General features: G+C 71.5%; 12 protein-coding genes. 6 read left to right on the top strand and 6 right to left on the bottom strand.

Going from position 1 to position 11,597, the window contains the following annotated elements; all coding sequences use genetic code 11:
- Positions 1-3 precede the first annotated feature (3 nt).
- Together AC5L34_RS17620 and AC5L34_RS17615 are read right to left on the bottom strand one after the other, a co-directional pair.
- The gene (locus AC5L34_RS17620) at positions 4-1,230 is read right to left on the bottom strand and encodes a serine/threonine-protein kinase (protein ID WP_494825951.1); all 1,227 of its coding nucleotides are present in this window, start codon (positions 1,228-1,230) and stop codon (positions 4-6) included.
- Complete coding sequence (locus tag AC5L34_RS17615; protein WP_494825950.1) at positions 1,208-3,109, bottom strand: N-6 DNA methylase; 1,902 nt, start codon at positions 3,107-3,109, stop codon at positions 1,208-1,210. The genes AC5L34_RS17620 and AC5L34_RS17615 overlap by 23 nt, the downstream gene beginning before the upstream one ends.
- 102 nt (positions 3,110-3,211) lie before the next feature.
- Between AC5L34_RS17615 and AC5L34_RS17610 the strand changes: the two genes are divergently transcribed.
- Complete coding sequence (locus AC5L34_RS17610; protein ID WP_441177574.1) at positions 3,212-3,748, top strand: DUF4352 domain-containing protein; 537 nt, start codon at positions 3,212-3,214, stop codon at positions 3,746-3,748.
- 95 nt (positions 3,749-3,843) lie between these two features.
- Complete coding sequence (locus tag AC5L34_RS17605; RefSeq protein WP_494825948.1) at positions 3,844-4,791, top strand: hypothetical protein; 948 nt, start codon at positions 3,844-3,846, stop codon at positions 4,789-4,791.
- A 76-nt stretch (positions 4,792-4,867) separates the two neighbouring features.
- Here the strand turns inward: AC5L34_RS17605 and AC5L34_RS17600 are convergent, their stop codons facing one another.
- On the bottom strand, positions 4,868-5,095 hold the full coding sequence (locus AC5L34_RS17600; RefSeq protein WP_494825946.1) for a hypothetical protein: 228 nt from the start codon (positions 5,093-5,095) through the stop codon (positions 4,868-4,870).
- Positions 5,096-5,300: 205 nt separating this feature from the next.
- Between AC5L34_RS17600 and AC5L34_RS17595 the strand changes: the two genes are divergently transcribed.
- The 4 genes from AC5L34_RS17595 (at position 5,301) to AC5L34_RS17580 (ending at position 9,185) form a co-directional block, all read left to right on the top strand.
- Positions 5,301-5,699: a ribonuclease HI gene (locus tag AC5L34_RS17595; protein ID WP_494825944.1), complete on the top strand. Its 399-nt coding sequence runs from the start codon at positions 5,301-5,303 to the stop codon at positions 5,697-5,699.
- Between the two features lie 35 nt (positions 5,700-5,734).
- Positions 5,735-5,863 carry a hypothetical protein gene (locus AC5L34_RS17590; protein WP_441177571.1) on the top strand — a complete coding sequence of 43 codons (129 nt, stop codon included), beginning with the start codon at positions 5,735-5,737 and terminating at the stop codon, positions 5,861-5,863.
- 48 nt (positions 5,864-5,911) lie between these two features.
- Positions 5,912-6,661, top strand: coding sequence for an AAA family ATPase (locus AC5L34_RS17585; protein ID WP_441177570.1), 750 nt, complete (start codon positions 5,912-5,914; stop codon positions 6,659-6,661).
- Between the two features lie 178 nt (positions 6,662-6,839).
- The gene (locus AC5L34_RS17580) at positions 6,840-9,185 is read left to right on the top strand and encodes a glycogen debranching protein (RefSeq protein WP_494825942.1); all 2,346 of its coding nucleotides are present in this window, start codon (positions 6,840-6,842) and stop codon (positions 9,183-9,185) included.
- An 82-nt stretch (positions 9,186-9,267) separates the two neighbouring features.
- On the opposite strand, the gene AC5L34_RS17575 is transcribed toward AC5L34_RS17580, so the two are convergent.
- The 3 genes from AC5L34_RS17575 to dmpG are packed head-to-tail and all read right to left on the bottom strand — an operon-like array spanning position 9,268 to position 11,581.
- Positions 9,268-9,759 carry a RidA family protein gene (locus AC5L34_RS17575; RefSeq protein WP_494825940.1) on the bottom strand — a complete coding sequence of 164 codons (492 nt, stop codon included), beginning with the start codon at positions 9,757-9,759 and terminating at the stop codon, positions 9,268-9,270.
- A complete protein-coding gene (locus AC5L34_RS17570) occupies positions 9,756-10,529 on the bottom strand; it encodes a 2-keto-4-pentenoate hydratase (RefSeq protein WP_494825938.1) in 774 nt (257 codons plus the stop codon). The genes AC5L34_RS17575 and AC5L34_RS17570 overlap by 4 nt, the downstream gene beginning before the upstream one ends.
- Positions 10,526-11,581, bottom strand: coding sequence for a 4-hydroxy-2-oxovalerate aldolase (gene dmpG / locus AC5L34_RS17565; protein WP_494825936.1), 1,056 nt, complete (start codon positions 11,579-11,581; stop codon positions 10,526-10,528). Before dmpG ends, AC5L34_RS17570 begins: the two co-directional genes overlap by 4 nt.
- Between the last annotated feature and the right edge of the window lie 16 nt (positions 11,582-11,597).

Below are 11,597 nucleotides of genomic sequence, written 5' to 3'. Positions count from 1 at the left end.
TTCCTACAGGGTCGAGCGGCGGGCGTACTGGCGGCGAAGCTTGTCGACCAGCCAGCTGACGTCGGTGGGTGGGTGCGCCGGGCGCTCGGGGTCGGCCGTTGTCGGCGCCGTCTCGGGTGCTTGCACGGTGCTCGCCTCGTCGACGACCGGCAACCCTTCCGGGTCCTGCTGCGGATCGACCAGGTCCGGCGGGACCAGCAGTTCCGTGCCCGCGTCGTAGGTGAGGGCGGCGACGTCCCGGCGCAGGTCGAGGGCGGTCTTGCCGCCGCTCTCGGTGGCGACGGCAAGCAGTCGGGCGCGGACGTCGTCGAGCCCCGGCCGAGCCGTCGGATCGTGCGCCAGCATGGCGCCGAGCAACTGCACCAACTCGTCCGGCACCCGGGAGAGATCGGGCAGATCGGTCGGCTCGGTGATCCGCAGCAGCAGGTTCCAGGAGTTGGTCGGCGGATAGAGCCCGTGACCGGTGAGCGCGAAGACCAGAGTGGCCGCCAACCCGTAGATGTCGACCGCCGCTGTCAGATCCCGCTCCCCGCGAACCTGCTCAGGGGACATGTAGGCGGGCGTGCCGACCAGCACACCGGCGTCGGTCACGTAATGCTCGCGGTCCATCAGCACCGCCAGGCCGAAGTCGATCAGCTTGGGGCCGTCCGGGCCGAGGATGATGTTCTGCGGTTTGAGGTCACGGTGCAGGAGCCCGGCCTGGTGCACCTTGGTCAAGCCGTCGGCGAGCATCGCCCCCACCATCGCGGCCATCGGCAGCGACAGCGGTCCCTTCGCGTCGACATGCTGGCGCAACGTGGCACCGGGCACGTACTCGACCGCCAGCCATGCCGGATCACCGGTGGGGTCGGCGTCCTCCAAGCGGGCCACCCGGGACCCGAACACCAGTTTCAGGCTGCCCACCTCGCCGGCGAACCGCTCGCGGATCGTCGGGTCCGACAACAGCTCCTTCTTGATCACCTTGAGCGCGACCCGGTCGGCGGTGGGCGAGACGGCGAAGTACACCGTGCCCATCCCGCCCGATCCGAGCGGCCGCACCACTTCGTACCCGCCGACTCTCTCCAGCGCCATCAGACCCCCCACGTGGTGGCACCCACCTGCACCGATGCGCCCGCCGCCGGCCCCACGCCCGGCGGACGCACGACCGTACAACGATGGACGAGCACGATGCCAGCCGCCGAACGGCGGTTCTTCCGCACCGCAAGCTTCATCCACCGTGCGGACGGACACTGCCCTGGGCCAGGCCGTCGGCGGTGAGCTGGACGAGTTCAGCCCCCAGCGACGCCGCCTGTCGGATCGCCGACTCGAACGCGTTCAGCCGCCGGAACGCCTCCCCGTGCGCCCGCTGCTCATCCAACGGCAGCCGCCGCACCTGCGCCCGTCGGATGTCGAACCGCAGCGTCCCCGACAGGCTCGACGCCTGCTTCTCGTTGGCCGACGTCCGCAGTTGCCCGGCGAGGAACCACGGATCGAGGGCGGCCGGGTTGGGGCGTAGCAGGTGCAGGTTGCGCCCCAGCAGCGCACCTTCGGCGGTGATGACGCGGGCGGTGAGCGTACGGGCGATCATCGGCACCACCACGTCCCCGACGGCGAGCGGGATCTCCTGGCCGAGCCGCTCGTCGACCTGTCCGGTGGCGTCGACGCCGGCCAGCACGTCGGGCACGGTGAGCACCGGCGCCGAGCTGGTCACCGGGGTCGAGGTGGAGACCCGGACCGGGCCGAGCAGGTGGAGTGCGCCGCTGCGGATCAGCTCGGCGACCGACGTCGTGAGCGGTGCTGCCCCGTCAGGTGTGGGCGTGACCTGGGGCATCAGCGCGGGCAGGTCGCCGACGATCGCGGCGAGCCGGTCCCTGGTGCGTACCAGGTGCTCGCCGGTCCGCTCGACCCCGACGGCGGGTTGCCGGCGCGCGGGGGTGAGGTCGACGTCCTCGTCGAGCAGCTCGATGACCGGCACCGCGCGGGCGAACCCGGCCTCGTCGGCCTCGGCCTCGGGCGCGGCGGCGAAGGCCCGCCAGGCGGTGAGCACCCGCGCGGACAGCTCCGCGAGGTCGCCCTCGGCGGCGTCGACCAGCAGCGCCCGCGCCGGTGCGGGCGCGTCGGCGGCGGGTCGCCGCAGCACCCACAGGTGCAGAGGTACGCCGTGTGGCGCGGCCGCGCCGCTGGGCAGCGCGATGACGGCGCGCAGCGCTCCTCGGCGCAGCAGCTCGGCCCGGATCCGCCGGCCGGCACGCCGTCCGGCCACGGTCGGCGGCATGAGCAGTACGGCATGCCCGCCGGGCCGCAGGTGCGCCAGGGCGTGCTGCACCCAGGCCAGCTCGGGTTCGGTGCGGGGTGGGACGCCGTACTCCCAGCGGGGGTCGTAGCCGAGTTCCGCGTCGCCCCAGTTGGTGGCGCCGAACGGCGGGTGGCAGACGACCGCGTCGACGGTGCGGCCGGAGAACGCGTCGGCGCGCAGCGAGTCCCCCGGGCACACCTCGCCGGGCACCTCGCGCAGGGCGAGCGACAGCCCGGCGAGTCGGGCGAGGTCGGGATCGAGTTCCTGCCCGTACGCCGAGGTGCAGCCGGCGCGGGCGGCGGCCCGCAGGAGGGCGCCGGTGCCGGCGGCCGGGTCGAGGACGGAGCCGCCGACGCCGGCGAGGCCGACCATCAGGTCGGCGAGCTCGTCGGGGGTGGCGTAGGGCCGGCCCGGGCCGGGGGCGGAGAAGCGCCGCCACAGCTCATCGAAGGCGGCCTGGGGGCCGAGTTCGTCGGCGAGGGCGTCAACGTCGGGTAGCAGGGCGGCGAGATGGGCGTCGGCGGGTCCGGGTGCCGGGCGGTCGTCACGGTGGCGGGCGAGCAGCAGGGCGCCGACGGCGGCCAGCGCGGCGGCGGGGGTCTCCTTCGGGGCGGCGAGGTGTTGCCAGAGCCGGTCGGCGCGGGACAGCTGCGGGAGCTTGCCCTGGCCGCGTAGCCACTGCTCGACCTCGATGAGGTCGAACTCCGGGCTGGCCGTGGTGCCGCCCACCGGGGCCGGGAAGTCGGGGTGCCGTTTTCGCCAGTTGCTGACCGCGGCGCGTCCGACCCCGGCGAGCCGGGCGATCTCTGCGGCGGTCACGGTCGGTGTCTTCACGTAGAAAGTCTCGCACACCCGTCAAGGCTCACCTTGTTTGTTGACAGAGTTGTCGGACGATGCTCTTATTGACCCCGCCACATTCACAGTTGGAGGACAACGATGCGCAAGACCACGACCTTCGCCCTGCTCGCCACCGCCGTCGTCGCGCTGGGATGCGGCGCTGGTACCACCGACACCGACACCGCGACCAGCTCGGGCAGCGACAGTGCCGCCAAGGGCGAGGAGAAGGCGGCGAAGACCGCGAAGATCGGCCAGCCGGCCCGCGACGGGAAGTTCGAGTTCACGGTGAAGTCGTCCAAGTGCGGCGTCGCGAAGGTCGGCGACAGCGTGCTCGGCGAGAAGGCGCAGGGCCAGTTCTGCCTGGTCACGATCAACGTCAAGAACATCGGCAAGGAAGCCCAGATGTTCGACGGCAGCAGCCAGAAGGCATACGCGGCCGACGGCACCGAGTACTCCTCCGACACCGGCGCCGCCATCTACGCCAACAAGAACGCCGAGACGTTCCTCAACGACATCAACCCCGGCAACCAGGTCACCGGCGTCGTCGTCTTCGACATCCCGAAGAACGTCAAGCTCACCAAGCTCGAGCTGCACGACTCGCCGTTCTCGGGCGGCGTCACCGTCTCCCTGAGCTGACCACCCGCCGTCTCGTCGGGGCGGGCGGTCCCGCCCGCCCCGTTGCCTCCCGGGCGTCAGCCCACCACCGCGTCAGTTCACAGAGGAGCACTGTCGTGACCGATCCGACCATTCCGATGCCCGCCGAGCGGCCCGCCGTCCCGCCGGTGTCCGCTGGCCCGCCGCACCCGGCCGCGCAGCTTCCGCCTCCCCCGGCCGGCGCGGCGGTACCACCGCCTGGCCCGCCCGGTTCGTCGGGCTACACCATCGCCGGGATGCCCGCCCCGCCCAGGCGCTCGAACGCCCGAGCCTGGGCCGTCGGTGGCGTGGCCCTCGTCGTCGCGCTGTGCTGCGGTGGTGCGGTCATCGGTGCGGTCGCTGGCGACGAGGACGAACCGGCCACCAGCGCCAGCAGCCTCCCGTCAACCACTCCGAGCAGCGTCGCACCGAGCACGGCTGCTCCCACCACCGCCGCCCCAACCACGGCGGTTCCGACCACGGCCGCTCCCACCACCACCGCCCCCGAGCCGACCACGGCCCCGCCGACCCCCAAGCCCAAGGTGGTCAAGGGACGCGGCGACGACATCGTGCGCGTAGGCGAGCTGACCGACCTGTCGGTCGTCAAGTTCACCTGCAAGTGCTCCAGCAACACGGTCCTCAAGAGCGACGGGGACGGACTGCTGGTCAACGAGATCGGCTCCTACAGCGGCAAGCGTTGGATCAACCTCGAGGACGGCTCGCTGACCACCCAGTTCGAGGTGGAGGCCTCCGGATCCTGGACGTTGACGATCGGCAGCGTGGCCCAGCTGGCCACGAAGGCACCCACCGGCAAGGCCGCAGGCAAGGGTGACGACGTGCTGGTGCTCGGCGGTGCCGCCACCGCCGCGAAGATCACCCACACCAGGGGCAGTGGGAACTTCGTCATCCACGCCTACTCGATGGAGACCGGGGAGGGCGGTCTGCTGATCAACGAGATCGGCGGCTACTCGGGCGTCCGTCCGCTGGAAGCGCCCGCCCTCGTCCAGGTGACGGCGGACGGCAACTGGACCATCACGCCCGCCTGATCCGTTCACGACATCAGCGCCACAGCGGCGAGGGCGGGCAGACCGCGTCGCTCTCGCCCCTCCCCGCTACGAGACGTCAGGAGGCGTCGTGCGTCCCGATGAGTTCCTGCGCGCCCTGGACCTGCTCCCCACACCCCTGCACGAGCGCGCCGTCGCGCTGCGCGCCTACGCCCGCGTCACCCGCTGCGAGGACTGCCAGCGCATCGGCGACGCCGTGCGGCTGGCACTCACCGCCGCGCACTACGACGAACTCGCCTCGGCCCGGCAGCTGCTCGACACGGCGGAGCAGCAGGCCGCCCGGCACGGGTCGACCTGCCGGTCGCTGCCGGACCAGCAGCGCGGTCGCGGTCGGGTCGGTCGCTGGGCGGGGACGTCCGCGCCGCTCGTCGCCGCGACCGACGCCAGCTGGAAGGGGTCGTGCCGGCGGCATCGCGTACGTCGTCAGCGACGGTCACTGGGGCCTGCGCAGCCGGGGCACCGGCCGGCTGGACCCGACCGGCCCGTCGCGCGTGCTGATCAACGAGCTGCGGGCGGTCGAATTCCTGCTGTCCGCGTACGACGAGGTGCCCGCCGGCATGACCGTGCTGCTGGACAGCCTGGCCGCCCTGCGGTACCTGCACCGCTGGCAGGCGGGCGAGGTCAACGCCATGCCGGCCGGCTACAGCCTGCGCCCGCGCCGGTGCTCGGCCCAGCCCACCCTGGTCCGGCTCGCCGAGCTGGTGCGCCAGCGGCCGCATCTGTCCTTCGCGCACGTCAAGGGCCACAGCGGCCACGCGCTCAACGAGGCCGCCGACGGCCTGTCCCACATGGCCCGCCGCCGGCTCGGCGAGTCCTTCGACGTACGCCCCCGCGCGCACGCCCTGGTCGACGCGTTCCTCCGCGACTGGCACGCCACCGTCGCCACCTGACCACACCGGCTGACTTCTCACCCCGGGAGATGATCGTGGTTCTCGATGGCCAGCACAGCGTCGACTCGTACACGGAGGCGTTCCCTTCCTGGGTCGGCCCCGGCCTGATCCTCCGGCAGACCGGCACATTGGCGACCTTCCGCCTGCCGAGCCACACCCCCTGACCATCCATCCCGCTGACCCAGACCAGCCGCACACATCCGGAGACGAGCATGCCGGTCCCCCGTCAGCCGCCCGACCACACCATCTGGCTCTCCTCGATCACCGTCGCTGGGTTCCGCGCCGTCGGCCCGGAACGCACTCTGCGGATCGACCCCAGCCCCGGCATCACGCTGGTAATCGGGCGCAACGGCTCGGGCAAGTCGAGCTTCGCGGAGGCCGTCGAGCTGGCGCTGACCGGCGACAGCGCCCGCTGGGCGGAACGCCACATCGACTGGCGTACGGGATGGCGCAACCTGCACTCCCCCGACCCGTGCTGGATCGTGGCGCAGCTGCACGTCGACGGGGAGGCGAAGCCGGTGACGGTGACCCGGTCCTGGCCGCTCGGTGCGACGTTGGCCGACGCGGAGGTCACCGTCGCCAGCGAGCGGGGACGGCACTGGAGCCTGGCCCAGCTGAGGCTGGCCCGCCCGCTGGAGCGGTACCGGCCGTTCCTCACCGCCACCGAGCTGAGTCGGCTCACCGAGGCCAGCCAACGGGTCGCGCCGCGCGGGTGGGCGCCGGAGAGCCCGTTCCGGTTCGTCGTCGCCGACGACCCGGTGCGGGGCATGGACTCGGCCAAGGTGGACGGCCTGGCCCGGGTGCTCGCCGCGTTGGCCGTGCGGCGGCAGGTACTGGTCTTCACCCACGACGTCCGCCTGCCGGAGGCGGTCCGCCGGCTCGGCCCAGGCAGGGTCCAGATCGTGGAGATGACCCGTGCGCAGCGGTCGGTGGTGACACTGCGGCCCGCCGGCGACCTGTGACGCGCTGCTGACTCAGATCGGCAGGCGCCCGCCTTGGGACCGAAGAGAACGTACGCCTCGTCGCCCAGCGGGACGGTCGGAGATCGATAGCACTCTTTACGAGCGTGAAATCGGCTGTTACCTTTTCGTAAATCTTGCAGGAACTTGCAAGCACCCCGGTTTCGCGTCCCGTCCGGAGATGACCATGCCCGTAGCGCAAGCCTCGCGTGCCCGAGCCGCCCTCGCCGCCCTACTCTGCGCCGCCCTGGCCAGCGTCGCCGCGCCCCTGGTCACCGCGCCCGCACCGGCCGTCGCCGGGATCGACTCCCGCACCCTCGGCGCCCGCTACGACAGTGCCGGGTCGCGGATCACCTTCCGGGTCCACTCGTCCGCGGCCACCCGGATGACGGTCAACCTCTACGCCGCGCCCACCGGCACCCAGGAGAACGCCAGCTATCTGCTCACCAGGGACAGCGCCGGCACGTTCAGCGTCACCGTCGACGTCGCCGCCCTGCGCAGCGCGGGCATCACCGGCACCGTCTACTACGGCTACCGGGCCTGGGGACCGAACTGGCCGTACCGCACGGGCTGGACGAAGGGTTCCTCGGTCGGGTTCGTCACCGACGTGGACGCCACCGGCAACCGGTTCAACCCCAATAAGCTCCTGCTCGACCCGTACGCCCGAGAGATCAGCCACGACCCGCTGCGGCCCGGCATGACCACCTCGACGGTGTACGCCTCCGGCCCGACGCACCGCAACGTCGACAGCGGCCCGCACGCGGCGAAGGGGGTCGTCCTACCGACCACCACGCCCGCCTTCGGCACCAAGCCGGGCCGCGCCCTGAAGGACGACCTCGTCTACGAGGTGCACCTGCGCGGGTTGACCCGCAACGACCCGTCGGTGCCGGCCGCCTACCGGGGCACCTACCGGGGGGCGGGGATGAAGGCCGCGTACCTGGCCTCGCTCGGGGTGACCGCGGTGGAGTTCCTGCCGTTGCAGGAGACCCAGAACGACACCATCGACGTCGACCCGACCGGCACCGCGGGCGACAACTACTGGGGTTACATGACCCTGAACTACTTCGCCCCGGACCGCCGGTACGCCTACGACCGCTCGCCGGGCGGGCCGACCCGGGAGTTCCAGCAGATGGTGAAGGCGTTCCACGACGCCGGGATCAAGGTGCTCCTCGACGTGGTCTACAACCACACCGGCGAGGGCGGTGTCTACAGCTCCGGTGGGTCGAACGTCTACGACATCGTCTCCTGGCGTGGGCTGGACAACCCCACCTACTACTCGCTCACCGCCGACCGGCAGTCCTCCTGGGACAACACCGGCGTCGGCGGCAACTACAACACCTACAATCCGGTCGCCCAGGACCTGATCGTCGACTCGCTGGCGTACTGGAAGAACACGCTCGGGGTCGACGGCTTCCGGCACGACCTCGCCTCGGTGCTCGGCAACACCTGCCAGCACGGCTGCTTCTCCTACAGCCGCACCGACCCGAACACCGCACTCAACCGGATCACCCGGGAGATGCCGCCCCGACCGGGCGGCGGGGGCACCGGCGTCGACTGGATCGCCGAGCCGTGGGCCATCGGCGCCGGGACCTACCAGGTGGGCAACTTCCCCGCCGGCTGGTCGGAGTGGAACGGGCAGTACCGGGACACGCTGCGCCGCGACCAGAACAAGCTCGGCGTCAGCCCCGTCACCCCAGGCCAACTCGCCGACCGATTCGCCGGCTCCTCCGACCTCTACGGCGACGACGGCCGGCGGCCGTGGAACTCGGTGAACTTCATGGTTGCCCACGACGGGTTCACCCTGGCCGACCTGTACGCCTGCAACAGCAAGAACAACAACCAGGCGTGGCCGTACGGGCCGTCGGACGGCGGCAGCGACGACAACATCTCCTGGGACCACGGCGGGATCGCCGCCGACCAGCGCCGGGCCGCCCGCAACGGGCACGCCTTCCTGATGCTGTCGGCCGGCACCCCGATGGTCACCGGCGGCGACGAGGTGCTGCGCGGCATCCGCTGCAACAACAACCCGTACAACCTGGACTCGTCGGCGAACTGGCTGGGCTGGAGTCCGACCGCCGAGCAGAGCACCTTCCGCACCTTCGCCTCCCGGCTGGCCGCCTTCCGCCACGCGCACCCGGCGCTACGGCCGGCGAACTTCTACTCCGCCGCCGACACCAACGGCAACGGGCTTGCCCAGCTGGCCTGGTTTACCCCGGCCGGCACCAGCCCGGACGGCGCGTACTGGGGCAACGCCAACAACCATGCGCTGGGCTGGCGGATCGACGGCACCGAGCTCGGCGACCCGGCCCCGGCGATCTACGTCGGCTACAACGGCTGGTCCGGGGACGTGAATTTCACTCTGCCATCCCCGGGAGCCGGAAAGAACTGGTACCGGGTCACCGACACCGCCACCTGGGCCGAGGGCGCCGACCAGGTCGCCGTACCCGGGTCGGAGACGCTGCTCGGCGGTCAGGGCACCAACTACCTGCTGCGTGGTCGCAGCCTGCTGCTGCTCATCGCCCGCTGACCCAAAAGGCGCTACGCCGCCGTCGAACTGGGTCCGACGGGCGCGCCTACGCGTCAACCCTCGAAACTCACGCTGAACGGCGTCAGGTCAGGGGGAGTGCGGCCACGGCCTGGATCTCGATGAGCAGGTGCGGGTGGGGTAGCTGGTGCACGGCGACGGTGGTGCGGGTGGGGCCGGTGGCGTCGAAGTATTCGGCCCAGACCTGGTTGTAGCCGCCGAAGTCGTTCATGGTGACGAGGTAGGTGGTGACCTGCACGAGGTCGTTCAGGTCGGCGCCGACTGTCCGCAGCAGGTCGGCGATGTTGTCGATGACGGCTCTGGTTTGTGCGCGGATGTCGAGGTTGGTGGTGCCGAACTCGTCGACCTGCACGCCGGCGAAGGTGTTGTCCGGTCGGCGGCTGGAGGTGCCGGAGACGAAGACGAATCCGCCGGCGACCTTGACGTGCGGGAACGCGCCGCGGGGTGTGGCCTTGCCGGCGACGACGTGCGCCTGCGTGCTCCCGCCGTGGCCAGCGGTCGCGCTGCGGCCTGCTGTCGTGCCCTGGTTCGCGGTCGTGCCCTGGCTCGCGGTCATGCGGTGGCTCGCAGGGTGGTGGTGCCGAGGTGTTCGACGACGGCGCGGACGTGGGCGCCGGGTTTGAGGGGAACGGCGGCGGTGGCGGCGCCGGCGAGGAACACCCAGCCCTCGCGTAGGCGTACGCCGTGGCGGCCGGCGAGGCGGATACCTTCGTCGAGGGCGCGGCGGGGGTCGCCGAGGATCGCGGCGGTGGAGCCGACTTGCGCGACGCGTCCGTCGATCTCCAGCAGCACGCCCAGGTTGTCGAGGCCGTCGGGCACCGGCGACCAGGGCCCGATGACGAAGGCGGCGGCGGAGGTGTTGTCGGCGATCACGTCGGGCAGGGAGAAGCTGAAGTTCGCGTACCGGGAGTCGATCACCTCGATTGCGGGGGCGACGGCGCGCACGGCGTCGGTGAAGTCGCCCACCGGCTCGCCCGGCTCCGGGAGGCGGTCGAGCAGGAACGCCACCTCCGGTTCGACGCGGGGGTGGATGAACCTGGTGGGATCGAGGGTGCCGCCGTCGGGGATGCGCATGGTGTCGGTGAGGCGGCCCCAGATGACCTCGTCCACGCCGACCTGCGCCATCTTCGCCTTGCTGGTCAGGCCCATCTTCAGCCCGACGAGGCGTTCGCCCCGGTCGAGGCGACGCTGGATCAGCGCGGTCTGCACCGCATACGCCGCATCCACGTCCAAGCCGGTCTCGGCGGCCAACTGCGGGATGGCGGTGGCGGTGTCCGCCGCCATGCCGAGGCGTTCGGCGATACCGGCGGTATCCGGGCCGATCATGATGTCTCCTTGCCGGCGAGGTCCAGTGCCACGTCCACGATCATGTCTTCCTGCCCGCCGACCATGCGGCGGCGACCCAACTCGACCAGGATCGAGCGCACGTCCACCCCGTACTTGTCCGAGGCGCGTTCGGCGTGCCGCAGGAAACTCGAATACACCCCCGCGTAGCCGAGGGAGAGGGTCTCCCGGTCGACCTGCACGGGCCGGTCCTGCAACGGCCGCACGATGTCGTCGGCCGTGTCCATCAGGGCGAACACGTCACACCCGTGCTCCCACCCGTGCAACTCCGCGACCGCGACGAACACCTCCAGCGGCGCGTTACCCGCCCCGGCGCCCTGCCCGGCCAGCGACGCGTCGACGCGGACCGTGCGCCCGTGCGCCGACCCGAGTGGCCCGTCGCCGAGGATGCGTCCGTGCTCGACCGCGACGACGCTGTTGGCGACACCGAGGGACAGGTTGTGGTGGGCGTGGATACCGATCTGCGTGGTCGGCTCCAGCACCTGCCGGTAGGCGTCCACCCGCTGCGCGACGTCGGACATGAGGAGCCGGCCGCCGGAGTCGGTGACGTAGACGCAGTGCGCCCCGTACGACTCCATCAACTTCGCCTGCCCCGCCAGACCAGCCGGGTCGTTCATGTGCGACAACATCAGGAACCCGGACACGTCCATGCCGTTCTCCCGCGCCCACGCAATGTGCTGCGCCGAGATGTCCGCCTCCGTGCAGTGCGTCGCGATCCGCACACTCGTCACCCCGAGCGCCTTCGCCGCCTTCAAATCGGCGATCGTGCCGATCCCCGGCAGCAGCAACGTCGTCAGCTTCGCGTTCGTCATCACCTCCGCCGCCGCCGCAATCCAGTCGGCATCACTGGCCGCACCATGGCCATAGTTCACACTCGACCCGGCCAGCCCGTCACCATGCGCGACCTCGATCGCCGCCACCCCCGCCGCGTCCAACGCCGCAGCGATGGTGCGGACCTGCTCGACCGTGTAGCGGTGGGCGACGGCGTGCATGCCATCGCGCAACGTCACGTCCTGGATGTACAGATCAGTCACCGGGCCACCTCCACGA

It is taken from the genome of Micromonospora sp. ZG13 (genome assembly GCF_059359355.1).
Note: the sequence above shows the minus strand (reverse complement) of the source record. Positions and strands in the feature narration are given on the sequence as shown.